Genomic DNA, 24,056 nt, shown 5'->3' with positions numbered 1-24,056 from the left:
TCAACTGTAAATACAGCTTGTTGTACCGTCAACATGTGATTCACCTCCTTGTCTATCAATATTCACATCATAGACAGGAAAAGCAAAAAATATTCAGCTCACTTTATGATGTGGCTGAATAGTTACGTTTATTCATAAGAACCTAACATCGGGTGAAATGTATGAGTATGTTTTGGCTGCATTTGATAAAGATGAGCAGTTATTGACCAAGATGAATGTTATCACAAATACATTGCATCCTCTATCAAATGATAGTGTGAAAGTAGATATGTTTTTTAATGAAAGAATGATAAAAATTGATTGGTCGGATATTCCAAATGTTCAAAGTTATACGGTTTATCGTGATGGAAAGCCAATGGTTGTTGTTTCACAAAGTGAGTTTAAAGACTTTAATGTATCATTTGGTCGAGAATATATGTATATCATTGAAGGCATAGAAAAAGTAAAAAAATTCGATAAAGAAAAAGACAAAGTAGTTGAAGACGAAAAAAATCATGTCATCCTAATATCTGCAAAGCAAGTAATTGATAAGCGTAATATGCGTTTTGAGGAATTCTCCCAGTCATTTTCAACACTCGCAGTTGAACCTGTAACTTCTTACCGCAATACAACATTTATTAAGCCCGCTAAAATATCCGCACTAGATAGTTACTGCTATGGGGGAGACAATCGTGACTTTTCTGCTTCTGCTAGCACTTATCGTACTCGAGTCGATCTCTCGATTTATTGGCAAGATAGGACTTATGGATTTTCAAAATACACAAGCGATTCTATTCGCTATAATAAAAATGATAATGGCACATGTGGTTCAACGGAATTGGCAAGAAAAAATGCTGGGACATCAGGTATAACGGCTGTAAAGGAATGGATTACATCCAGTGAAGCACAATTTCAAATTTCCCATTCTGTTGGATTGCCGTTTCTCATGGATGTCCCACCGAATATTGATTACAGCTATAGTTTAAATATTCAAAAAAGTGGAGTTACTTATATCAATGGTAGTCATGACCAGTATCCTTGGCATGAAATTTATAGATCGGATAATGGGGGAACATGGAAAACTCTGTATCAATTTAATCCTGATGCTGCAGGTACAAATGTCAAATATTTATTCCCTTCGTACCCCAATAAGAAAATCGCAGTGAGTAAGTAATTTTATATTAAAAGGGGATAGTATAAGTGAAAAAATTTTTAATAGGAGTTTTGTTGTCGTTTGTCATGTTTGCCCTTTCGTTCTCATTATTTAGCGGTTTTTCTTTCTTTATTGCCATTTTTCCAATTGCAGTACTAGCTGTTCCGTTTATATGTGCGGTAACAGAGGCGCTCATTTTTTTTATCGATGAAAAATGGGGATTTAAATGGGATGGGGCTGTTGTTTTAGGGATCGCAACGATTACGACGCTTCCTTTTTATCCTTCTTGTGTTCTTGTAGCTTCAATTTATATAGGAGCATTGGGATATTATGTGGGGCGGAGAATCATGTAATTTCATTCATTTCTGGAAGTGATGTTACCTTTAAATGAAAGAAGTATATAAATCGAATTTCATAGAGAGGGAAATGCCCTCTCTATGAAAACAACCGATTTCTCATTTTGAAAAGTTCACGCTCAGTCATTGTTGTTTTATGGACGGTGAAATCAACGTCAAGTTGGAGATTGTTGAGACGTTCATTGAATTGTTCGTAGTGGGAATCAACTTTTTCATGCAGTGCGTGGATTTCTTGCTTCATGGCCGCCATTTCACCGCGCATATGATGGACATCCATCGTTAAAGCCTCGAGTTTCGCGTCCGTTTCGTCTTGGCGATGGAGAAGGGCGTTCATAAGATCGTAAAGCTCTTTTTGCCCATTTTTTAGTGCCTGTTGTTCTTCGCGAATGGCTTGTTGTTCTTGACGAATAGCTTGTTGTTCTTGACGAATAGCTTGTTGTTCTTGACGAATAGCTTGTTGTTCTTGACGAATAAGCTTTTGCTCTTCGCGAATAGATCGTTGCTCTTCGCGAATGTCGTGCAATTCTTTTTGTATGTCTGTGACGACGTGTAAAATTTTCTCCAATAATTGCTCGCTCATTTTCTCACCTCCTTTACACATAACCATATTATAACATCATTCGACAAAAAAGGGGATAAAAAATCCCCCTATACTTCCACATTGATAAATTGAAGCGTTGAAACGTCAAATAAGCCTTGGTCGGTTAATTTCAGCTCTGGAATAACTGGCAATGCTAGAAAGGCAAGTGTAATAAATGGGTTAAATTGTTCTGATGCTCCAATGGTTGTTAAAGCATTGTGAATTGTTTGTAGCCGCTCTAGCACTTCTTCATACGTTCTTGCTGTCATCAGTCCTCCAATTTCAAGCGGCAAGTCTGCCAACACAAGGCCATTTTCCACTACGGCGAGCCCACCGTTTATGCTTTTTATATGTTCAATCGCAGCGATTATATCATCATCGTTCGTTCCTGTGGCGATGATGTTATGCGAGTCGTGGGCAATCGATGAGGCGATCGCTCCTTTTTTCAATTGAAAGCCGTTGACAATGCCGACTCCAACACCGAGACTGCGGTGACGTTCGACGACAACGAGCTTTAATAAATCCCGTTCGATCGACGGTTGAAACACGCCGTCTACTACATGAACTTCTGTCACGAGTCGCTTTGTATGTAAATGGTTTGGAATAATTTGAATAACATTCGCTTTATTCCCATGAAGAAATGGGATTTGTATATGTTGTTTCGTTATTTCTTTCGCATGAATAGATTGCGTAATGGCTTTGTCAATTGAACTAGTTTGTTCTACCGAAAATGTCGCTCGCCCGTTTTGAGCAACAAGTTTCCCTTTTTTGTAGACGTGTGTAATAGAAAATGCATGCAAATCTTCTACAAACAAAAAGTCTGCATCGTACCCGGGAGCGATCGCACCTTTCGTATATAGGCGATAACATTCTGCCGCATGTAATGTTGCCATTTGAATCGCTGTTATCGGCTCCATGCCTGCTTGAATCGCTAGGCGAATATGATGATCAATGCTCCCTTCGGTGACAAGCTCGTCAATATGTTTATCGTCCGTACAAAATAAAAAGCGGCGTGCGTTATATGTATTGACAGCAGGGAGTAGTTTGTTTAAATCTTTTGCGACCGAACCTTCCCGAATTAATACGTACATGCCTCGTTGAATGCGGGCGATCGCTTCGTCTATTGTGACACATTCATGGTCGGTATGAACATTTGCGCTACGATACACGTTTACGGCTGTTTCATCCAGACCAGCTAAATGGCCGTCGATCAGTTTATTTGCTTCATAGGCTTCGTTTAATTTCGCAAGCATATGTTGCTTTCCTTCTAAAAGCGATGAATAGTCCATTACTTCCGCAAGTCCAAGCACGCGTGGATGGGAAAAAAACGGCGCTAAATGTTCGGCGTGAAGCGTTGCCCCAGCATGTTCAAAATCGGTTGCAGGTACGCACGATGGCAACATGACATATACATCAAGCGGAATGTTATTCGAATCGTTTAGCATAAATTCAATGCCTTTTGTTCCTAAGACGTTGGCAATTTCGTGCGGATCGGTAATGACGGTTGTGACGCCGTGTGGAACGACGACGCGTGCAAATTCGCTCGGTGTGACTAGCGATGATTCAATATGGACGTGACCGTCAATGAGCCCGGGGCAAACGTATTTTCCTTTTGCATCAATGATTGTATGGCCGTCATACGCACCGATACCGACGATTTTTCCATCAACGATGGCGATATCTCCTTCTATTATGTTATGTGTAAAAACGTCCACAATTTTTCCGTTTTTAATGACAATGTCAGCGCGTTGCCTTTTTGATGCAACAGCAAGCTCTTTCATATATGTTCCTCCTCCCCAACTCGATACGAGGAGCAATCCTCGTAGTCAAACGATTTACGGTCGTTTGGTAGAAACTTTCGGACCATATTTCCGAAATTATACGAGTTGTTTTTCAAAAATTTTTTTCATTCTACAACGTTATTTGTTCTCTCGTCAATGCTTGATTTATGTCGAATAAACGATAAAAATTTATATTGTTTCATGAAAATATTTTGTTATATAATTCTAACAAGTTTGAAAAGTGAAATATTTTAATATGAGAAAGGAGATGATTGTTTTGGAGAATGTTGTTAGCTTTCTGAACGACTTATTATGGAGCCCTGTTATGATTTATTTTTGCCTTGGGGTCGGTCTTTTATTTTCTATTATTACCCGATTTTTACAAGTGCGTCATTTTAAAGACATGATTAAACTAATGTTTCAAGGAAAAAGTTCAGACGCTGGTGTTTCTTCGTTCCAAGCATTATCCATCGCTCTTTCTGGGCGGGTGGGAACCGGTAATATTGCCGGAACGGCGACAGCGATCGCTTTTGGTGGACCAGGCGCTGTGTTTTGGATGTGGATGATTGCATTTATTGGTGCATCAAGTGCCTTTATTGAGTCAACATTAGCACAAATTTATAAAGTAAAGCAAGATGGACAGTATCGTGGTGGACCGGCTTACTACATTGAAAAAGGTATCGGTTGGAAGTGGTATGCAGTATTGTTTGCGATTTCATCCATTATCGCAGTCGGACTGCTTATGCCGGGTATTCAATCAAACTCGATTGCGACAGGGTTAAATAATGCTTTCGGTTTAAGTCCGACATTAACAGGTATTTTGCTTGCTGCTTTGCTTGGCGCAATTATTTTTGGTGGTGTCAAACGAATTGCAACAGTTGCGCAATACGTCGTTCCGTTTATGGCACTTGCGTATATTTTGCTTGCGCTCGTCATCGTTGCGGCGAATATTACACAACTGCCTGCGGTATTTGCATTGATCGTGAAAAGTGCATTAGGATTTGATTCTGCGTTCGGTGGTATTTTAGGAATGGCGATTTCGTGGGGAGTAAAGCGCGGCATTTATTCGAACGAAGCGGGTCAAGGAACAGGACCGCATGCAGCAGCTGCCGCTGAAGTATCGCATCCAGCGAAACAAGGACTTGTTCAAGCGTTCTCTGTATATATTGATACACTTCTCGTTTGTTCAGCTACCGCTTTTATGATTTTATTCACAGGAATGTATAATACTGTTGGTAAAGATGGCGGATTTATTGTTGAAAATGTAAAAGGTGTAAATCCAGGTCCTGGTTATACGCAGGCAGCAATTGAAACGATTTTACCGGGCTTTGGTGCCTCTTTTGTAGCAGTCGCATTATTTTTCTTTGCATTTACAACGATTATGGCGTATTACTACATTGCCGAGACGAACGTTGCATATTTGATGCGTGGAAAAAATAGCACGTGGTTGATGACAGGATTAAAAATTATGCTTTTAATCGCAACGTTTTACGGGGCAGTCAAAACAGCAGATTTAGCGTGGGCACTTGGCGATGTCGGTTTAGGTGTCATGGTTTGGCTCAATTTAATTGCTATTCTTATTTTGGCGAAACCAGCGCTTCAAGCGTTAAAAGATTATGAAGATCAAAAAGCAAAAGGACTCGATCCTGTATTTGATCCAACGAAACTAGGTATAAAGAACGCTGATTATTGGGTGCATGATTTCAAACGGGATGAAGAGCGCGTATCATAATATGATCGAGATGTCCAGTTGGGCATCTCGATTTTGTTTATCGAAAAACAAAATGAATGGCAAATGTTGCTTCACTGCGCGAAAGTTTGGTATCATCATAGTATTGTGAAAGGTCGACAATATCGGAGGTGAAACATATGTCACGAATTTCAATCGAACAAGTCAAGCATGTGGCGCATTTAGCGCGTTTAGCAATTACAGAAGAAGAAGCAGCGATGTTTGCGAAGCAATTAGATGCGATTATTACGTTTGCGGAGCAGTTAAACGAGCTAGATACAGAAAACGTTCCGCCAACGTCGCACGTGTTGAATATGAAAAATGTGATGCGTGAAGATGTACCAACAGCTGGACTTCCGCTAGAAGACGTATTGAAAAATGCACCAGACCACCAAGACGGGCAATTCCGTGTCCCGGCTATTTTAGAGTAAGGAGGGAAGAACATGTCATTGTTTGATTATCGTGTAAGTGAGTTGCATCACTTGTTACATAAAAAAGAAATTTCTGTCTCGGATTTAGTAGATGAATCGTTTAAGCGTATTCATGACGTAGAAGAAAAAGTACAAGCGTTTTTGACGTTAAACGAAGAACAAGCTCGTGCGAAAGCGAAGGAGCTAGATGAAAAACTCACAACTGAAAAAGAGGTTGGATTGCTTTTTGGGATGCCAATCGGCATTAAAGATAACATTGTGACGAAAGGGCTTCGCACAACGTGTGCGAGTAAAATTTTATACAACTTCGATCCGATTTACGATGCAACGGTCGTGGAACGTTTACATCAAGCAGATGCTGTAACGGTCGGCAAGTTAAACATGGACGAGTTTGCGATGGGATCGTCGACAGAAAACTCTGGGTTTCAACTTACGCGCAACCCGTGGGATTTAGAACGTGTACCGGGCGGTTCAAGCGGTGGTTCCGCGGCAGCAGTAGCGGCAGGAGAAGTGCCGTTTGCGCTCGGATCTGATACAGGTGGTTCGATTCGTCAACCAGCCGCATTTTGTGGCGTCGTCGGTTTAAAACCGACATACGGACGCGTATCGCGCTATGGGCTTGTCGCATTTGCGTCCTCGCTTGACCAAATCGGCCCGATTACACGCACCGTGGAAGATAATGCGTACTTACTACAAGTCATTTCTGGTTTAGATCCGATGGATTCTACATCAGCGAATGTTGAAGTGCCAGATTACGTTTCTGCCTTAACAGGTGACATTAAAGGGTTAAAAATTGCCGTACCAAAAGAATATTTAGGTGAGGGAGTATCAGAAGAAGTTCGTCAATCCGTTCTCCAAGCACTTAAAGTATTAGAAAGCTTAGGTGCTACGTGGGAAGAAGTATCGCTTCCTCATTCAAAATATGCGCTTGCGACGTACTACTTGTTAGCATCTTCTGAGGCATCGGCAAACCTTGCTCGCTTTGACGGTGTACGTTATGGCTACCGAACAGACAATGCGAAAAACTTAATGGAAATGTACAAGCAAACGCGTAGCGAAGGATTTGGCAACGAAGTGAAACGCCGTATTATGCTCGGAACGTTTGCGTTAAGCTCCGGCTATTATGATGCATATTACAAAAAAGCTCAAAAAGTACGTACGCTCATTAAACAAGACTTTGAAAATGTCTTTGAAAAATATGACGTCATTATCGGGCCGACAACACCGACGCCAGCGTTTAAAATTGGTGAAAAAACGAGCGACCCGTTAACGATGTACGCAAACGATATTTTAACGATTCCAGTCAACCTTGCCGGCGTTCCGGGCATTTCGATTCCGTGCGGATTTGTCAACGGCTTGCCAGTCGGTCTGCAAATTATCGGCAAACATTTTGATGAAAGCACAATTTATCGTGTGGCACATGCGTTCGAACAAGCAACAGATTATCATAAACAAAAACCAACGTTGTAAGGGGGGAATGAGTGATGAATTTTGAAATTGTCATCGGACTTGAAGTGCACGTGGAGCTAAAAACGAAATCGAAAATTTTTTCAAGCAGTCCAAACGCGTTTGGAGCGCCCCCAAATACACAAACGAGCGTCATTGACTTAGGGTATCCAGGCGTTCTTCCGGTGCTGAATAAACAAGCGGTCGAATATGCGATGAAGGCAGCGATGGCGTTAAACTGCGAAATCGCGACAGAAACGAAATTTGACCGAAAAAACTACTTTTATCCAGACAATCCGAAGGCGTACCAAATTTCACAATACGACCAACCAATCGGTAAAAACGGCTGGATTGAAATTGAAGTGAACGGCAAAAAGAAAAAAATCGGCATTACGCGCATTCACTTAGAAGAAGATGCAGGAAAGCTGACGCATACAGGGGACGGTTATTCGTTAGTTGACTTTAACCGTCAAGGCACACCGCTTATTGAAATCGTATCGGAACCGGACATTCGCTCGCCAGAGGAAGCGTATGCGTACTTAGAAAAATTAAAATCAATTATTCAATATACAGGCGTATCCGACTGTAAAATGGAAGAAGGTTCGCTTCGTTGTGATGCGAACATTTCTCTTCGTCCAATCGGTTCGGACAAATTTGGCACAAAAACAGAATTGAAAAACTTGAACTCGTTTAACTTCGTTCGCCAAGGACTTGAGTACGAAGCGAAGCGTCAAGAGAAAATTTTGTTGTCTGGTGGCGTCATCCAGCAAGAAACGCGCCGTTTCGATGAAGCGACGAAAACAACGGTTTTAATGCGCACGAAAGAAGGTTCAGAAGACTATCGCTACTTCCCAGAACCAGATTTAGTCATGCTTTATATTGACGATGAATGGAAAGAACGCGTGCGTGCGTCGATTCCAGAGCTTCCTGACGCACGGAAAAAACGGTACATTGAGGAACTTGGTTTGCCAGAGTACGATGCGAAAGTATTAACGTTGACAAAAGAAATGGCAGACTTTTTCGAAGCAACGGTTGCGAATGGAGCGGATCCGAAGCTTGCATCGAACTGGCTGATGGTTGAAGTATCTGCATATTTAAACGCAGAACAAAAAGAATTGCATGACATTGCTTTAACGCCAGAAAGCTTAGCAAGCATGATTAAACTCATTCAAAACGGTACGATTTCGTCAAAAATTGCGAAGAAAATCTTTAAAGAACTCGTGGAAAAAGGTGGCGATCCAGAGCAAATCGTCAAACAACAAGGTCTTGTGCAAATTTCTGACGAAGCAACGCTACGCAAAATCGTATTGGAAGTGCTCGATGCGAATCCACAATCGATTGAAGACTTTAAAAACGGAAAAGACCGTGCAATTGGCTTCTTAGTCGGTCAAATTATGAAAGCAACGAAAGGACAAGCAAACCCACCGCTTGTGAATAAACTATTGCTTGAAGAGATAAATAAACGATAATGAAAAAGCGGCATTGCCATCGGACAATGCCGCTTTTCTTACAGATGAACAAGCTTTTGCAAGGTGCTTTCTACTTTAAATACACGATTGTTTAATACTTGGATGCTCGATTCGTGGTCGGTGAGGGCAGGGAGTACTTTCTCTTCTAACATGTTGGTTAAGCGGGTGATGTTTCCTTGTATGTTGTGGACATCGAGTGCGAGTGCATCGTATTTTGCGGCAAGCACCTCTTGACCGTGACGAATCGCTTCACAAATCGTTTTTGTTTCGAGTGTTCGTTCGTCAAGTAGCTGTACTTTCTCGTCTAGCGCTTGGACTTTTCCGTCGAGTGTTTGCACTTTCTCGTCTAGCGCTTGAACTTTTCCGTCGAGTGTTTGCACTTTCTCGTCTAGCGCTTGGACTTTTCCGTCGAGTGTTTGCACTTTCCCATCGATCGCTTGAACTTTTTCATCGAGTACTTGTACTTTCCCATCGATTGCTTGCACTTTTTCGTCTAGTACTTGAACTTGTTTGCGTAAGGAAGATACTTCTTTTTCAATGGATTCCACCTTTTTCTCGACTGCTTCCACTCGTTTTTCTAGCGATTCGACTTTTTCTCGTGTTGCTTTTACTTCGTGAAGAATTTCGTAAAGCAACTGTTCCACCATGTCATTCACCTCCTTTTCGTTTCCATTTTACACGAATCGACAACGGATGACTAGCGAACATTTTCATTTTTTAGGCAAGCTGCTTATAGATGAGCACATTTTCTCAATGATGTTTTAGTAGAGAACGGCTGGCGAATGGGTGACAAGAAGTAGAGGAAATAAGTAGTGATTGAAGCTGATTATTGTAACGCTTCATGATTTTACAGCTAGTAAAACAAGAAATGTTGTGGCGGAAAAAAGTAGGAGACTAAAAGGTAATTTTGGAACAGTTGAGGAGACAAAGGAGAGTTGACAAACAGGGAAAAAGAGAATATGATGATTTTATCAAATGTTTAAACTTTTAAACAAAAGAAAGGAAGAGAGGAATGGGACAAAAAGCGATCGAGGTGTTTCGATCGTGCATACCGTTATTTCAAGCGTTAAGCGATCCTCACCGTCAAGATATTGTATTGCTGCTTGCAGAACACGATAAGCTGACAGTCAATGAAATTACAGAACGGTCAAGTTTATCCCGTCCAGCGATTTCGCATCATTTAAAAATTTTGCGCGATCAAGGACTAGTGTCAGTAGAGCAAAAAGGGACATTGCGATATTATGTTTTGTCTATTGAAAAGGCCGTTGAATTGTTAAAAGACTTAATTCAAGCTATAGAAAATGAGTGCCTTTAGATAACTAAAGGCCGAATTTTTCATTTTATATGTTTAAGTTTTTAAACATTTGAAAAATAGGTGTGATGAGGGTGAGAAATATGGAGCAGCTACTTCAAAAACAAAAGCATTATTTTCAAACAGGCGAAACACTTTCTCTTGAGTTTCGCTTAAAGCAATTAACACGTTTGAAAGAGACAATAAAAAAGTATGAACAGGCCGTTACGGACACGTTAAAAAAAGAGCTGCATAAATCCCCGTTTGAAGCGTATACGACGGAAATTGGCATCGTTTATGAAGAGATTCGGTTTGTAATGAAACGTCTAAGCGATTGGATGAAGCCGCAACGTGTACCGAAGCCATTGACACACTTTGGTTCAAAAAGTTACATATATCCAGAGCCATACGGTGTCAGTTTAATTATTGCGCCATGGAATTATCCATTTCAGCTCGCGATAAGTCCGTTAATCGGAGCGATCGCCGCAGGAAATTGTGCGATTGTCAAGCCATCTGAATATACACCAGAGACGTCGTCTTTGCTGAAAACGATTGTTTCTGAGGCGTTTTCAGAGGAATATGTTGCTGTGGTAGAGGGAGGTGTAGACGTTAGTCAAAAGCTACTTCACTTGCCTTTTGATCATATTTTTTTCACGGGAAGTGTGCCGGTCGGGAAAATCGTCATGGCTGCTGCTGCAAAACATTTGACGCCTGTCACATTAGAACTTGGTGGGAAAAGTCCAGCGATCGTCGATGCTCCTGCCCATCTCGACTTAGCTGCTAAGCGGATCGTATGGGGGAAGTTTTTAAATGCTGGGCAAACGTGCATTGCGCCTGATTATGTGCTCGTGCATGCGTCTGTTAAATCGTTGCTTATTGAGCGAATGAAGCGGTATATTGAGCAATTGTACAGTGATAAAAATACGTACAGTCGTATAGTGACGGTGCGGCATACAGAACGGCTCGTTCGCTTCTTAGCAAACGGTAAAGTTGTACACGGTGGAGCATACGACATTGAGCAACGTTGGATTGAACCGACATTGCTTGATGATATAACATGGGATGATGACGTGATGCAAGAAGAAATTTTCGGCCCTATCTTGCCCATTCTCACGTTTGAAACGATTGATGAAGCCATTCAAATGATCAACGACTACGAAAAGCCGCTTGCGCTTTATTTGTTTACAGAAGATCGCGACGTACAACAACAAATATTACAGCAAGTTCATTTCGGTGGGGGATGTATAAACGATACGGTTATGCATGTTGCCAATCCTCATTTACCGTTTGGTGGTGTTGGACAAAGTGGCATCGGTGCATATCACGGAAAAGCAAGTTTTGATGCATTTACGCATTATAAAAGTGTTCTCAAGCAAACGACAAAATTTGATATCCCTTTACGTTACCCAAACTTCCCACATGCGCTTAAATGGGTGCGGAAGTTGCTGAAATAGGCGGGTTTTATTTTTGAACAAATTTCGAAAAAAATTTAACGAAAATGTGACGATTTTTCGAGTGAAAAACCTATTTCTTTTTTTATTTCCATGTATTATATAAAAGATAACGCTTTTCTCGCTCATTTTTTGAGATTGAGAAAAGTGTTTTTCTTTTTGTCAATCAATTTGCTGCTTATTTTTCCTCGATGCATTTTCTTCCTTCCTTTTTTCGTCACAATTATTTTTACAATACATGTTAAAATCATTTCAATAGTGTTAATACTACAAAGTTAATTAAATTTGTTCGTTTTGTATTTGTTTCTTTGTTCAATGAATCACAATTTTGTTGAGGTGAAGACAGATGAAGCGTTTGTTTGCCCTAGTTATAGCGGGATTGCTTCCGCTTCTTGGCGGCTGTGAGATGGTTGTGTTTCAGCCGCAAGGACCAGCTGCACGAAGCATTACAGAACTGATTAACTGGTCGATTTGGTGGATGCTTCTCGTTGTTGTCGTTGTATTTGCCTTGTTTGCTTACATCGTATGGAAATATCGGGATCGACCTGAACGGCAAGGGGAGGAGCCACCTGAAGAGCACGGTAGTACGGTGCTTGAAATTGTATGGACGGTTATTCCGATTTTGATCGTCATTGCACTAACGATCCCAACGGTGAGAACGTTATATGATTTAGAAAAGCCTCCGAAAGGGTACGAAGATCAAGATCCACTTGTTATTCATGTAACATCAGCCGATTGGAAATGGATTTTTAGCTACCCTGAACAAAATATTGAAACAGTAAACTACGTCAATATTCCAGCAGGTCGCCTTGTGCTATTTAAAATGACTTCTGCGTCCACGATGCAGTCGTTTTGGGTACCGGCGCTAGCTGGACAAAAATATACGATGAACAAAATGGAGACGGAATTGTATGTCGTTGCAGATCGTCCGGGCTCGTATGAAGGGCGGAATACAAACTTTAACGGACGAGGGTATGCGCATATGCAGTTTGAAGTGTTAGCGCAAACGCCACAAGAGTTTGAAAAATGGGTGCAAGAAGTGAAACAAACGGCACCGAAACTAACGAAAGAAAAATATGAACAATTGTTGTTGCCAACACATTTAGGACGATTAACGTTTGTCGATACGCATTTACAATGGGTAAACCATGCTGATCCGCACTCGAAAACGTACACAAATCCAGAATTATATCGCGGGCATGGATATCAAGGGAAAATTTTTATTCGTGAAGATAACTACAAAAACTCATCAACTTGTAACGATGAGGAACAAAATGCTTTAGAGAGTGATAGCGGAGGTGAACATCATGGGCATTAAGTGGAATGAAATATTTGTTGGAGGAGACCCGCTTCTTGTCGGTTCACAAATTGCGATTGTATTGACTGTCGTTGCGATTGTCGTTGGGTTAACGTACTTTAAAAAATGGGGTTGGTTATGGCGCGAATGGCTTACGACAGTTGACCATAAAAAAATTGGGATTATGTACATTTTATCAGGTGTACTCATGTTTTTCCGTGGCGGGATGGATGGATTGTTAATGAAGGCGCAAACGGCCCGACCAGAAATGAACTTTTTAGATGCACAACATTACAATGAAATTTTTACAACGCATGGCGTCATTATGATTTTGTTTATGGCGATGCCGTTTTTGATCGGTTTAATGAACGTCGTCGTTCCTTTACAAATTGGAGCGCGCGATGTGGCGTTTCCGCAGTTGAACGCACTTAGCTTTTGGCTATTTTTTAGCGGGGCGATGTTATTCAACATTTCGTTCGTTGTCGGCGGTTCGCCGGATGCAGGATGGACGTCATATTTTCCTCTTGCTGGAAAAGAATTTAGCCCAGGAATCGGAAATAACTACTATGCCATTGCGCTGCAAATTGCAGGTCTTGGGACGTTAATGACCGGGATTAATTTTATTGTTACGATTTTAAAAATGCGTGCACCGGGCATGACGTTGATGAAAATGCCGATGTTTACATGGACAACATTCATTACATCAATCATTATCGTCGCAGCATTCCCGATTTTTACAGTTGCCTTAGCGTTAATGACGTTTGACCGTTTGTACGGAACGCATTTCTTTACGCTTTCTTCAGGTGGAAGCGATATGCTTTGGGCAAACTTGTTCTGGCTTTGGGGGCATCCTGAAGTGTATATCGTCATTTTGCCGGCGTTCGGTATTTTCTCAGAAGTCATTGCGACGTTTTCACGTAAAACGTTATATGGATATAAGTCTATGGTTATTTCCATCGTTGGTATTGCGTTTTTAAGTATGATCGTATGGGTGCACCATTTTTACACGATGGATGCAGGCCCTGCAGTAAACTCGTTTTTCTCGATTACAACGATGCTCATCGCTGTTCCGACAGGGGTGAAAATTTTTAACTGGCTGTTTACGATGCGAAAAGGACGCATTCAATTTACAACAGCCATGTTATGGGCACTCGCTTTCGTGCCAAACTTCGTTATCGGCGGAGTGACAGGGGTTATGCTAGCGATGGCGGCTGCGGACTATCAATATCACAATACGCTATTTTTAGTCGCGCACTTCCATTACGTATTAATTCCAGGCGTCGTGTTTGCGGTGTTTGCAGGATTGTATTATTGGTGGCCAAAAATGTTCGGCTTTATGTTAAACGAAAAGCTTGGCAAATATCACTTCTGGATGTTTGTCATCGGATTTAACGTCACATTTATGCCGATGTTTTTCCTTGGCTTAAAAGGAGCGGTTCGTCGCGCGTATACGTATTCAGCAGAATCAGGATTTGCGCCGCTGTTTCTCGTATCTGCGATCGGTTCCATTATTTTAGCGATCGGTTTTGCGGTATTTTGTTATAACATTTATTGGAGCTTCCGTTATGCGAAGCGCAATGTTTCCCACGATCCATGGGATGCGCGCACGCTTGAATGGATGACTGCATCGCCAGTGCAATTTTATAACTTTGCGATCGTTCCAGAAGTGAAGCAATTAGATGCGTTTTGGCATATGAAAAAACGTGGTGAAACACTTACGTTGAAAGAAAGCGACATCAAAAAAATTCATATGCCGAGCAACTCAGGCTTGCCGTTTTATATGGCGGTCGTGTTTGGGATTACAGGTTTCTTCCTCGTCTTTGAAGCGCACATCGCAGCAGCTGTTGCGGCGATTGGTATTGTCATCGGGCTTGTCATTCGTTCATTTGATTATAATGATGGCTATTATGTAAGCGTTGATGAGATTAAACAAATAGAGCGTACGTGGAGAAATGTAGAAGGGGGGACGGAAAACCATGTCGGCTAACGTCAATCATTCGCTTCCACTCGAATATCAAACGGAACAAAACCGTTTAAATATTTTAGGTTTTTGGATTTTTCTCGGGGCAGAAATTGTGCTATTTGCGACGTTGTTTGCCGTCTATGGTGTATTAGGTCACCGCTATGCCGGTGGCCCAACACCAAGCGATATTTTTAAGCTAAACGATGTCCTGATCGAAACTTTGTTGTTGTTGACGAGTAGCTTCACGTGTGGGCTAGCTGTCTTTTTCATGCGACAACGCGATATGAAAAAACTGCTCGCTTGGTTTATTATCACCCTTTTATTAGGGGCAGGATTTTTATTTATGGAAATTCGCGAGTTTATTCATTACGTGCATGAAGGAGCAACGATGCAAACGAGTGCGTTTCTATCAAGCTTTTTCGTGCTGCTCGGCACGCACGGAGCGCATGTGACTTTTGGAATTATTTGGGCGATTATGCTCATTATCCAACTCCTTCAACGCGGTTTGACGCCAGTTACGGCAAGAAAAATGTTTATTATTAGCTTATATTGGCATTTCCTTGATGTCGTTTGGATCTTTATTTTTACGTTCGTCTATTTAAAAGGGATGGTGGCGTAAATGGAACATAAAAGCAAATATCCCATTAGTCACGTTGTTGGATTTTTGTTCTCGTTAGTTTTAACGTTTGTCGCCGTGTTTGTTGCGTTGAAAATGAACGTATCGTATACCATTGTGATGTGGATCATCGGCTCGCTCGCGGTCATTCAAGCCGGACTGCAACTATTTATGTTTATGCACGTAACAGAAGGAGAAGACGGAAAAACGAACGTCATTAATATGGCATATGCGGTGTTCGTCGCGATTGTCATTGTCGCAGGATCGATTTGGGTGTTAACATCTGGTCATGCGGCGCATTAAAACACAACCCCTCGCTTAACTTTTGCGAGGGGTTGCTTTTAATTTTGTTACGAGCGTTTGTATCCATATTGGCAGACGAACTGTAAAGCTGATGATGAGAACGATAAGAACGAGAATGGCTGCTGATTTCTCCGCAATTTCTTTTGCGTCTGGGACAAGCGCTTCGGATTGTACATACCATAAATGAACAGGAAGCGTCCCACCTTGCGATAGCAAGTTAAAATCCCACATAAATCCTGATGTCGATGTTCCGCCTGCCAAAATAATGATGGCAGATTCACCAAAGGCGCGACACGCGACGAGGCTAATGCCGGTTAAAATACCGTTTAATGCAGCGGGCAGTACAACTTTCAACACCGTTTGCGATTTCGTTGCTCCGAGGGCGAGCGATGCTTCGCGAATGTCTTTCGGTACGGCTTGAATAGCTTCTTCTGTGACGCGGGCGAGTACAGGTAGGTTTAATAACGCAAGTGTGATTGCAGCACCGATGATCGTTAAACCGATGCCAACATACTCAACAAACAACACGTATCCGAACAAACCGAAGACGATGGAAGGAACAGAGGCTAAGCCTTCAATGCATGTGCGCACAAATTCCGTAAAACGATTGTTCGGTGCATATTCTGAAAGAAAAATACCAGCTCCGATGCCAATAGGTAAAGATAAGAGTAAAGATAAAATAAGAACGTAAAAAGAGTTGAATAAAAACGGGCCGATTCCACCGCCAGCTTCCAATTCATCAGGCAATTTTAACAAGAAGTCCACCGATAGTTTTGGCAAACCTTTCCCTAAAATCGTATATAGTAGCGCGATAATGAACAGAAACGTCGTTACGGTAACGATGGTAACGAAAATGTGAAACAGACGATTTTTGTACATGGCGCTTGTGATCGCTTTACGATGGTGATGAAATAACGAGTCTTTCATGTGTTACTCCCCTTTTGGACGAAGTTTGCGAATAATAACGATCAAAACGAGTGAAATAAACAATAACAAAAATGCCATCATGTAAAGGGCGTAGTTCCACGTAGAATGGAATTCCACGTTAATAATTTGCATGACGATATTACTTGTTAAAACGGATGTTGGGGTGATTAAGTCCCAACCGAATTGAGCGGTATTTCCAATGACCATAACGACAGCCATCGTTTCCCCAATCGCTCGCGTCATGCCTAAAATGATCGCTGTAAAAATACCTGAACGAGCAGCAGGAAGGACGATACGAGAAATGACTTGTAACTTTGTGCTCCCGAGGGCGTAACCAGCTTCGCGTAAATAGTTTGGAACGGCACAAATGGCATCATCAGAAATACGAGTAATCGTTGGCAAAATCATCAACGTTAACACAAGTGCGGCTGCCAAAAATCCATCCCCTACGAGTGCTCCTGTTTTTTCTCGAATGAAAGGCAACAAAATAGTTAAACCTAAGTAGCCGTACACGATAGATGGAATGCCAACGAGCAAGTCAAGCATAGGACGCATTACGTTTTTTAGCCAACTCGGTGCGATTTCGGCAATAAAAATAGCAACAGCTAATGCAATTGGAGTAGAAATGAGTAATGTTAAGAAAGTTAAATATAGTGTGCCGGCAATAAATACTGCCGCTCCATATTTTCCTTCATACGGCTCCCATGTAGCAGAGAAAAAGAACTCTTTCCACGATACGTCTTTAAATACGAGAAAACCTGTCTGGCTAATGAAAATGACGATTGAAAACAGAGCGATGCCGAGAAATAATGCGCTAGATAAACAAACATAGCCGAATAGCTTATTTTTCATATATTTCATCGACCAGTGTTTTTTCTTTTGTTGTTCGTGTTGCGTGCGAACTTCTGATGCAGGCAGTGCCATGTCAATTGCCTCCTTTGGATCTATATAAAAGAAGCCCCCTCATAAAAGGAGGCTAAATCATTATTTTTTCATCGCTGTAATTGGAATAAATTTCAATTTTTTTAATGAGCCTTGTTGGAATTTTTTGCTTTGAATATATTGGATAAACGCTTTGTTCGCTCCAGTAGCTTCCCCTTTTGTTAACAAGTATCCGTATCCCCAAACAGGGTATTTCCCGCTCGTTACGTTTTGAACCGTTGGCTCGATACCGTTGTATGCTACCGCTTTAATGTCCCCTTTAATATAAGCAAGGTCTGTGTAACCGATCGCATTTGGAGTTGTAGCAACGGCTTGAATCATGTTACCGTTTGACTGCACTTCTTTGTAATTTTCTCCTTTTGTCATAAATGATGACCCTTTTAACGCCTTCATTTGATAGTTGACGCGCGTTCCAGATCCGTGTACGCGGTTAATTACGATAATCGGCTCATCTTTTCCGCCAACTTCTTTCCAGTTTGTAATTTTACCAGCGAAAATATCTTGCAGTTGTTTTGTCGTTAAGTTTTTCACAGGATTGCTTTTATGAACGATCGTTGCAAAAGGAATGACCGCGATCGGATAAGCTTTCAAGCCTTTGAACGCGTTAAATCCAGGTACTGGCTTTGTCGCATCCCAGTCACAAGCCCCGATCGTTGCGGATCCTTTAGAAACGGATTGCGGACCAACAATAGACGCTGTACCTGAAACAGAGATCGATACTTTTGGATTCGCTTTTTTAAATTCTTTTGCTGCCTGTTGCGTTAACGGAAGCAATGCAGACGAACCAGCAACAACCACTTTTCCTGTTGCTTGTGCAGCTTCTGCTTTTTCTGTTAAACCAAGAGAAGAGCCGAATAATAAAGCGGACGATAATGCGACAAAAGATAATTTTTTAAACAATGACTTCACTTTTTTCCACCTCTTTATTATTTTGTTATGTCGATAAGTTTGTTATTTATTAGAACAGCGATCTTTTCTCCTTCATCTGTTGGAACGGTGACGGCTATTTCACTACCGAATGGAGAAGGGGCAATCGCTGTTATTGTTGTTTTTGTGTTAAATATGCGTGTCCACTGTGCCTGTGGCGCTGTCGCACGATAGATCGAGTACGATCCGTTTTTCTCTTCTACTAACACAAACACGATATTTCCTTTTGTAGCAACGTAAGTAATATTCATCGTTGTTGCCATGTTTTTCTCTTGCCCACCAACAATCGCTTTTAATACGGGAAGTTCACTCTCATCATCTGAATTTGCGCTTAAATAGACGATCGCATCACCAGCGAAGAAAGAAAATGTTTTGTTATTTGTATCTGCTGTCACAGCTGTTGGCGTTTTTTGCTGTGACGTTAAATCAACGACATACAGTTGTGGTTCTGTGCCCGTTGTATCGATTGTGTCGATTTCTGTTTTCGATTCATCCGTGTAGTTTGCTTTCGCTTCCTTTGCGGCTGTATACATTAGTTTTGTACCGTCTGCCGATAGACGAAGATCAGATTTGTATTTCACTTTATCATCAACAATTTTTGTTATTTCTCCAGTTTGCACGTTGATTGATGCGATGACATCGCTGTTATTTCCTTTGAAAAAGTAAATTGATGATCCGTCTGGTGCCCATGTCAGCTCGACTTTTACATCGTCATCCGTACCGAGTGCAGTTGCTTTTTTTGTAGCTAAATCAACAATAAATAACTGTCCGTTATCATCGACATATGCGCCTTTTTTTCTATCAGGAGATAAAGAGAGATCTCCGTTTAAAATAGTTGCTATAACTTTGCGAGAAGGGATGTGAACAACTTTTGACACAGGTTCATCGTTTTCATTTGTAATGGTGACATATTCATTGCTCAACCATTGAGGGTTAAAGTTTAAGCCTTTTAAAAAGCCGTTCGTTGCAATAAATAAAGTAGCGCCTTTTTCCATTTCTCCACCTAATTTTGTCACTGCGCCATGTAAGTCAGCATAAAAGTTGCCGTTTACTTTGACGACAGACGAACCTGGTTGATGAAGAAGAAAAGTAGCTTTCTTTCCTTTTCCGCTTAATGTAATAGTTTTCGATTTTCCATCAACATTCATCGCCACGCCAAATGTTTTGGCGAGATCAGACAGAGAATAAAGAGTTTTTTGATCGACTGTTATCGCATGTAATTGGGTTGCTTGTCCGTCAACTGAAACAGACACCTTGTTTGTTTTTATATTCCCGTTTGTAGAAAGAAGAATAGGGCTAGCATTTGTTTGCAACTGACCTCCGAACGCCTGAACAACAGCTACAGCTGGGACATATAAGATGTTGTTTATCAATTGAGGTGCAACGTTCATCGTCACCTTTTTTCCGTTCATTACAGCAACTTTGTCATTTACTTTGACTTGAACAACTGTCCCTTTCTTCGTCATCTTATACGTTTTCGTTTTTTTGTCGTAAGAATATGTAGCTCCTAGCAATTTAGAAAGCTCAGAAGCGGATACGATCCAGTTCCCACCCGAAACCGTCGTGGCGGAAATAGGCATTACCGTTCCGTTTACGCTCCAATTTGTTTTTTGAACAGTTTGTTTTTGAACGACTTTTGCTTCAACGCTCCATTCTGTTCTCGGAATAAGCGGCGAGGCGAGAACGGCTGATGCAATCAGCGTGTGTGCGAGCACTTTTTTAGCGGACATGTTTTTCCCTCCTAGGTTCATATATCAACAAGGGTAATTATAGAAGGGAAATGTTAATGTAGTTTAATCGTTTTGTATAATTTGTAAATATTATGTTTATTTTTTCAGAATTTTTATGAATTGTGTGTAAAGAAAGGATCGTCTCGTATTTTCTATTATTCTTGTTATAATAAAAAAAGAACAGGGAGGAGGGACGGGTTTGCGTACGTATGAGGAAACGTTGAGAAAGTTGTTTGTTAATTACACTATTGGTTCGATTTTAGCAGTGATTGGTGTTGGTAGCACGTTAATGGTGATGGCTTTAAACATTCGGCAAGTAGATTTGCTTATGTTATTGCTCATTCAATTTTTTTCGTTTTGTATCATGCTATTTATTGAATATCGTGCCTTCCAAAAAGATATCGCCCCCATTCGCTCTGTTTTTTATGAGGCGAAAGTGGCAGAAGAACAGTTTTATTGGGCGCTTGTCCGGGCAAAGCGTTTTCCGTTGCTGACAGTGAGGCGGATCGCTCTCCCGCACTTTTTAGGACTTTCCGTTCCAGCTGTTGCACTGACTGTTTCACTCATTTGGATCGACGTGCTTCGCATTCCATATATGTACGTTGTTTATGCCTTATGCGGTGCGTTGTTGATAGCGATGCTTCACGCAATGATTGAGTTTTTTTTAACGTTGCGCACGATGCGCCCGCTCATTCAAGAGATGATGCGAATCGGAAGGGAGAACGGGTTCGATGAAGCTATTCGAGCGACAAACGTCGTATATGTTCCAATGAAACTAAAAATTGGTATAAGTGTATTGTTCATCGGTGTTTTCCCTGTATTATTGTTTGTATTAGCGACAGAAGTAAAGCTTTTTGCGGAAGGAAAAAATACGTTCTCGGGTTATTGGACGTGGACGATTGTCGTATTAGTTATTTCGATTATGTTTTCTTTATTTGCAGCGCGTGTTTTATCAGAAGATGTGGAGCGAAGCATTGAAGATTTGCTTCAATACATGAGCCGTGTACAAAGAAAAGAGTATGAACTCATGTGCGATAACGTATATATTGATGAATTTTCACAGCTAACAAACGGGTTTAATCATATGATTGATGCGATTGTTGAACGTGATGAGAAAAATAAGCAATTATTAAATAGTTTCATTTCGGTTATGACGACAGCGCTTGATGCGCGCGATGAGTATACGGCAGGTCATTCACAGCGCGTTGCTGTATATGCTGTAGAAATTGGAAAGCGCTTAGGAATGACAGTTGAACAGCTTGTTCGTTTATATCGTTCTGCTATTTTGCATGACATTGGGAAAATCGGTATTCCTGATCATATTTTATTAAAAGACGGGAAATTAACGGATGAAGAATTCGCGTGGATTAAAAAACATCCGGTGCTCGGTGAAAACATCATTCGACAAGTGCAGCCGATTGAGGAAGTAGAGGATTTGCTTCCAGGCATTCGTTCTCATCATGAACGGTTAGACGGTAAAGGGTATCCAGATGGATTAGAGGGAGAGAACATTCCGTTATTTGGTCGCATTATTGCGGTGGCTGATGCGTTTGATGCGATGACATCTGACCGCCCATATCGAAAGGGAATGAACGTAGAAAAAGCGATGTCGATTTTATTAGATGGTCGAGGAACGCAATGGGATGCCCAAATGGTCGACTGTTTCATTGCGTTTTTGAAAGAAAGAGAACAAGAAAAAGTGAGCTAGATGCCGAAATGCAGGCATCTATTTTTTTGTGTAGGTGATATACTAAAAGAAAAAGGGATGTGAGACGGTGAAACGGGTCGTTATTAGCTTTATTATTTTGCTTGCAGGGTGTACGAACCAGCAAGACCAATCGAATATGAAACAGTTAGAACAAACAATTGAAAAACAACAATTGGAAATTGAACAACTGCAAGAAAAAAATAAGCAGCTTCAAAAAGAAAACGAGCAATTAAAAACCGAAGAAAAACAAGTCCTTTCTTCTTCTCTTTTATCTGTTGCGTTAGATGCTGTGACCGCCTTAAAAAATAAAGATATGAATGCACTCGCTTCTTATGTTCACTCCAATGGTGTGCGCTTTAGTCCATATGGACATGTCGACGTTCAAAACGATTTGCAATTTTCTGCTTCTCAACTTCCTTCCCTTTTATCTTCGACACAAGTGTATCAGTGGGGCGTATATGACGGTTCAGGTGACCCGATTCAGCTCACTTTTCAAGATTATTTTGATCGCTTCGTCTATGATGTAGACTTTGCGAATCCACATATGATCGGAAATAACGTCGTCGTTGGAACAGGGAATATGATTAACAATATTCAACAAGTATATTCGAACAGTTCATTCATTGAGTTTCACTTTACAGGTTTTGACCCGCAATATAACGGCATGGATTGGCGAAGTTTGCGCCTTGTTTTTGAACAAGAAAACGGTCAATGGAAGCTTGTTGGAATCATTCATGATGAATGGACGACATAGACGTATAAAAGGTGTCCAACCGCGGACACCTTTTATATTATTCCTTTTTTAATTGTTTCAATTGTTGCTCGACTTCCGCATCAAACGATTGAGGGGGAATCATTTGCATGACCGAGCGAGCTTTTGCTTCCGCTTCAAGAAACATCACTTTTTCCTCCATGCGCGCAAAACCTTTGACGACATGATCATAACGGAAAGATGCGATCGATTCATCGATTTGTTTCATTGTCTCAGCAACATAAAAACGCGTCATTAACTGCATTTGTTTCACTTTCAGTTGCTCATATGTTTCGTATAGTTGTTTTACTTTTTCCGTTAAAACGGTTGTTTTTTCTTTCAATGTGTTGTATTGTTGCGTATATAGCTCTAATTTTTTTTCATAGGCGATTTTTTCTTGAAGAGCTATTTTTGCGATTGGCTCTTCATTTTTTTCAACAGCTAACTTTGCTTGGCGAGCCCGCTTTTCAATCATTTCATTCGCATCCGCGATAAGACGTTCGTACTTTTGCTCCAACATAAACTGTTGTGCAAGTGCTTGTTGCGCTTTTTCAATTTGTTCTTCTAGCTCACGAATGTATTGTTTTGTCATGCGAATCGGATCTTCGCACTTGTCGATCATGTCATGCAAGTCTGCAAGGACGACATGTTTGACGCGTTTTAAAATGCCCATATTACTTTTCCTCCTTTTGTATTGTTTTTTCCCATTTATCCAAAAAGCTATCGTTTTGAATAGGTGGGACAAACGGTTCAAATTCAAGTGCAGGCTTCGTTTTGTCTCTTAATAAAACGTACGCTGCAATGATCGCTAGGACGGCGAGCAACACTTTCGGTAAAAGTGCGACGAGCCCAATTGCCATTAGCGCACCACCAATCCATTTACCAGCGCCTTTCGTTGCTTTCCAAATCACCCATCCGATGATGATGAGAGCGAGTTGAATGAGTAAAGATGCCCATCCAAACATCGGCATGCCGTGCGGTTGCATCATTCGCGGACCATGATGGCCGAATGCTCGATGGTGTTTCCCCATTTCCATCATATGTGCCCCTGGCATGCGTCCGCTCCAACCGATGTGCATCAAATAGGTGGCGATGTGCGCCAATATAGCGACAACGATCACCCCACCTAGCAGAAAGAAAATTGTCCGCTTTTTCAATTGTTCCACCTCCTTTGTGATCTACAGTTTGTATTGTACAAGCCAAAAGAGAAAATTAGGTGAAAAAGA

Annotated in this window: 23 protein-coding genes and 1 riboswitch; of the genes, 14 read left to right on the top strand and 9 right to left on the bottom strand. The window is 41.2% G+C overall.

Features of this window, described 5'->3' with window-relative positions:
- Positions 1 to 172 precede the first annotated feature (172 nt).
- Together K1I44_RS11945 and K1I44_RS11940 are read left to right on the top strand one after the other, a co-directional pair.
- Complete coding sequence (locus K1I44_RS11945; protein ID WP_255573407.1) at positions 173 to 1,153, top strand: DUF3238 domain-containing protein; 981 nt, start codon at positions 173 to 175, stop codon at positions 1,151 to 1,153.
- Positions 1,154 to 1,179: 26 nt separating this feature from the next.
- On the top strand, positions 1,180 to 1,485 hold the full coding sequence (locus K1I44_RS11940) for a hypothetical protein (protein ID WP_091702601.1): 306 nt from the start codon (positions 1,180 to 1,182) through the stop codon (positions 1,483 to 1,485).
- 82 nt (positions 1,486 to 1,567) lie between these two features.
- Here the strand turns inward: K1I44_RS11940 and K1I44_RS11935 are convergent, their stop codons facing one another.
- The gene (locus K1I44_RS11935; RefSeq protein WP_219986267.1) at positions 1,568 to 2,095 is read right to left on the bottom strand and encodes a hypothetical protein; all 528 of its coding nucleotides are present in this window, start codon (positions 2,093 to 2,095) and stop codon (positions 1,568 to 1,570) included.
- Between the two features lie 41 nt (positions 2,096 to 2,136).
- On the bottom strand, positions 2,137 to 3,849 hold the full coding sequence (gene ade, locus K1I44_RS11930) for an adenine deaminase (RefSeq protein ID WP_219986266.1): 1,713 nt from the start codon (positions 3,847 to 3,849) through the stop codon (positions 2,137 to 2,139).
- Positions 3,850 to 3,871: 22 nt separating this feature from the next.
- Positions 3,872 to 3,973: riboswitch (purine riboswitch) on the bottom strand.
- Between the two features lie 153 nt (positions 3,974 to 4,126).
- Between ade and K1I44_RS11925 the strand changes: the two genes are divergently transcribed.
- From K1I44_RS11925 to gatB, 4 genes are all read left to right on the top strand, one after another.
- Positions 4,127 to 5,581: an alanine/glycine:cation symporter family protein gene (locus K1I44_RS11925; protein WP_219986265.1), complete on the top strand. Its 1,455-nt coding sequence runs from the start codon at positions 4,127 to 4,129 to the stop codon at positions 5,579 to 5,581.
- 137 nt (positions 5,582 to 5,718) lie between these two features.
- Positions 5,719 to 6,009 (top strand): Asp-tRNA(Asn)/Glu-tRNA(Gln) amidotransferase subunit GatC, encoded by a 291-nt coding sequence (gene gatC / locus K1I44_RS11920; RefSeq protein WP_009360719.1) that lies wholly within the window; start codon positions 5,719 to 5,721, stop codon positions 6,007 to 6,009.
- A gap of 12 nt (positions 6,010 to 6,021) precedes the next feature.
- A complete protein-coding gene (gene gatA / locus K1I44_RS11915) occupies positions 6,022 to 7,479 on the top strand; it encodes an Asp-tRNA(Asn)/Glu-tRNA(Gln) amidotransferase subunit GatA (RefSeq protein ID WP_219986264.1) in 1,458 nt (485 codons plus the stop codon).
- Positions 7,480 to 7,493: 14 nt separating this feature from the next.
- Entirely contained in the window at positions 7,494 to 8,924 is a 1,431-nt protein-coding gene (gatB, locus tag K1I44_RS11910) for an Asp-tRNA(Asn)/Glu-tRNA(Gln) amidotransferase subunit GatB (RefSeq protein ID WP_219986263.1), read from the top strand.
- Positions 8,925 to 8,962: 38 nt separating this feature from the next.
- Here the strand turns inward: gatB and K1I44_RS11905 are convergent, their stop codons facing one another.
- Complete coding sequence (locus K1I44_RS11905) at positions 8,963 to 9,571, bottom strand: BLOC-1 subunit 2 family protein (RefSeq protein WP_219986262.1); 609 nt, start codon at positions 9,569 to 9,571, stop codon at positions 8,963 to 8,965.
- Positions 9,572 to 9,936: 365 nt separating this feature from the next.
- On the opposite strand from K1I44_RS11905, the gene K1I44_RS11900 reads away from it, so the two are divergent.
- The 6 genes from K1I44_RS11900 to qoxD all read left to right on the top strand — a co-directional run bounded on the left by K1I44_RS11900 (position 9,937) and on the right by qoxD (position 15,845).
- Positions 9,937 to 10,239: an ArsR/SmtB family transcription factor gene (locus K1I44_RS11900; RefSeq protein WP_219986261.1), complete on the top strand. Its 303-nt coding sequence runs from the start codon at positions 9,937 to 9,939 to the stop codon at positions 10,237 to 10,239.
- 80 nt (positions 10,240 to 10,319) lie between these two features.
- Positions 10,320 to 11,669: an aldehyde dehydrogenase gene (locus K1I44_RS11895; protein WP_219986260.1), complete on the top strand. Its 1,350-nt coding sequence runs from the start codon at positions 10,320 to 10,322 to the stop codon at positions 11,667 to 11,669.
- Positions 11,670 to 12,012: 343 nt separating this feature from the next.
- Positions 12,013 to 12,984 (top strand): cytochrome aa3 quinol oxidase subunit II, encoded by a 972-nt coding sequence (qoxA, locus tag K1I44_RS11890; RefSeq protein ID WP_219986259.1) that lies wholly within the window; start codon positions 12,013 to 12,015, stop codon positions 12,982 to 12,984.
- A complete protein-coding gene (qoxB, locus tag K1I44_RS11885) occupies positions 12,974 to 14,950 on the top strand; it encodes a cytochrome aa3 quinol oxidase subunit I (RefSeq protein WP_219986258.1) in 1,977 nt (658 codons plus the stop codon). The genes qoxA and qoxB overlap by 11 nt, the downstream gene beginning before the upstream one ends.
- Entirely contained in the window at positions 14,940 to 15,545 is a 606-nt protein-coding gene (gene qoxC / locus K1I44_RS11880; RefSeq protein WP_219986257.1) for a cytochrome aa3 quinol oxidase subunit III, read from the top strand. Before qoxB ends, qoxC begins: the two co-directional genes overlap by 11 nt.
- A complete protein-coding gene (gene qoxD, locus K1I44_RS11875; protein ID WP_219986256.1) occupies positions 15,546 to 15,845 on the top strand; it encodes a cytochrome aa3 quinol oxidase subunit IV in 300 nt (99 codons plus the stop codon).
- A gap of 15 nt (positions 15,846 to 15,860) precedes the next feature.
- Here the strand turns inward: qoxD and pstA are convergent, their stop codons facing one another.
- The 4 genes from pstA to K1I44_RS11855 are packed head-to-tail and all read right to left on the bottom strand — an operon-like array spanning position 15,861 to position 20,371.
- On the bottom strand, positions 15,861 to 16,772 hold the full coding sequence (gene pstA, locus K1I44_RS11870; protein ID WP_219986255.1) for a phosphate ABC transporter permease PstA: 912 nt from the start codon (positions 16,770 to 16,772) through the stop codon (positions 15,861 to 15,863).
- 3 nt (positions 16,773 to 16,775) lie between these two features.
- Positions 16,776 to 17,696 carry a phosphate ABC transporter permease subunit PstC gene (pstC, locus tag K1I44_RS11865; protein WP_219986254.1) on the bottom strand — a complete coding sequence of 307 codons (921 nt, stop codon included), beginning with the start codon at positions 17,694 to 17,696 and terminating at the stop codon, positions 16,776 to 16,778.
- 60 nt (positions 17,697 to 17,756) lie between these two features.
- A complete protein-coding gene (locus K1I44_RS11860; RefSeq protein WP_219986253.1) occupies positions 17,757 to 18,623 on the bottom strand; it encodes a phosphate ABC transporter substrate-binding protein in 867 nt (288 codons plus the stop codon).
- A 17-nt stretch (positions 18,624 to 18,640) separates the two neighbouring features.
- The gene (locus K1I44_RS11855; protein WP_219986252.1) at positions 18,641 to 20,371 is read right to left on the bottom strand and encodes a stalk domain-containing protein; all 1,731 of its coding nucleotides are present in this window, start codon (positions 20,369 to 20,371) and stop codon (positions 18,641 to 18,643) included.
- Between the two features lie 199 nt (positions 20,372 to 20,570).
- Between K1I44_RS11855 and K1I44_RS11850 the strand changes: the two genes are divergently transcribed.
- Together K1I44_RS11850 and K1I44_RS11845 are read left to right on the top strand one after the other, a co-directional pair.
- Positions 20,571 to 22,079 carry an HD-GYP domain-containing protein gene (locus K1I44_RS11850; protein ID WP_219986251.1) on the top strand — a complete coding sequence of 503 codons (1,509 nt, stop codon included), beginning with the start codon at positions 20,571 to 20,573 and terminating at the stop codon, positions 22,077 to 22,079.
- A gap of 67 nt (positions 22,080 to 22,146) precedes the next feature.
- Complete coding sequence (locus tag K1I44_RS11845) at positions 22,147 to 22,833, top strand: bZIP transcription factor (protein ID WP_219986250.1); 687 nt, start codon at positions 22,147 to 22,149, stop codon at positions 22,831 to 22,833.
- 37 nt (positions 22,834 to 22,870) lie between these two features.
- On the opposite strand, the gene K1I44_RS11840 is transcribed toward K1I44_RS11845, so the two are convergent.
- Positions 22,871 to 23,503, bottom strand: a complete 633-nt coding sequence (locus K1I44_RS11840) for a PspA/IM30 family protein (RefSeq protein ID WP_219986249.1) — start codon at positions 23,501 to 23,503, stop codon at positions 22,871 to 22,873.
- Position 23,504: 1 nt separating this feature from the next.
- Complete coding sequence (locus K1I44_RS11835; RefSeq protein ID WP_370627998.1) at positions 23,505 to 23,996, bottom strand: hypothetical protein; 492 nt, start codon at positions 23,994 to 23,996, stop codon at positions 23,505 to 23,507.
- Positions 23,997 to 24,056 lie beyond the last annotated feature (60 nt).

This window comes from Anoxybacillus sp. ST4 (assembly GCF_019448545.1).
GTDB lineage: Bacteria > Bacillota > Bacilli > Bacillales > Anoxybacillaceae > Anoxybacillus > Anoxybacillus pushchinoensis.
Note: the sequence above shows the minus strand (reverse complement) of the source record. Positions and strands in the feature narration are given on the sequence as shown.

Bases quoted from the DNA above. Each gene is read 5' to 3' on its own strand.
- K1I44_RS11935 (WP_219986267.1), bottom strand. From the start codon at position 2,095: ATGGTTATGTGTAAAGGAGGTGAGAAAATGAGCGAGCAATTATTGGAG.
- K1I44_RS11905 (WP_219986262.1), bottom strand. From the start codon at position 9,571: ATGGTGGAACAGTTGCTTTACGAAATTCTTCACGAAGTAAAAGCAACA.
- qoxA (WP_219986259.1), top strand. From the start codon at position 12,013: ATGAAGCGTTTGTTTGCCCTAGTTATAGCGGGATTGCTTCCGCTTCTT.
- qoxC (WP_219986257.1), top strand. From the start codon at position 14,940: ATGTCGGCTAACGTCAATCATTCGCTTCCACTCGAATATCAAACGGAA.
- K1I44_RS11895 (WP_219986260.1), top strand. From the start codon at position 10,320: ATGGAGCAGCTACTTCAAAAACAAAAGCATTATTTTCAAACAGGCGAA.
- pstC (WP_219986254.1), bottom strand. From the start codon at position 17,696: ATGGCACTGCCTGCATCAGAAGTTCGCACGCAACACGAACAACAAAAG.
- K1I44_RS11900 (WP_219986261.1), top strand. From the start codon at position 9,937: ATGGGACAAAAAGCGATCGAGGTGTTTCGATCGTGCATACCGTTATTT.
- gatC (WP_009360719.1), top strand. From the start codon at position 5,719: ATGTCACGAATTTCAATCGAACAAGTCAAGCATGTGGCGCATTTAGCG.
- gatB (WP_219986263.1), top strand. From the start codon at position 7,494: ATGAATTTTGAAATTGTCATCGGACTTGAAGTGCACGTGGAGCTAAAA.
- K1I44_RS11855 (WP_219986252.1), bottom strand. From the start codon at position 20,371: ATGTCCGCTAAAAAAGTGCTCGCACACACGCTGATTGCATCAGCCGTT.
- ade (WP_219986266.1), bottom strand. From the start codon at position 3,849: ATGAAAGAGCTTGCTGTTGCATCAAAAAGGCAACGCGCTGACATTGTC.
- K1I44_RS11840 (WP_219986249.1), bottom strand. From the start codon at position 23,503: ATGGGCATTTTAAAACGCGTCAAACATGTCGTCCTTGCAGACTTGCAT.
- gatA (WP_219986264.1), top strand. From the start codon at position 6,022: ATGTCATTGTTTGATTATCGTGTAAGTGAGTTGCATCACTTGTTACAT.
- pstA (WP_219986255.1), bottom strand. From the start codon at position 16,772: ATGAAAGACTCGTTATTTCATCACCATCGTAAAGCGATCACAAGCGCC.
- qoxD (WP_219986256.1), top strand. From the start codon at position 15,546: ATGGAACATAAAAGCAAATATCCCATTAGTCACGTTGTTGGATTTTTG.
- qoxB (WP_219986258.1), top strand. From the start codon at position 12,974: ATGGGCATTAAGTGGAATGAAATATTTGTTGGAGGAGACCCGCTTCTT.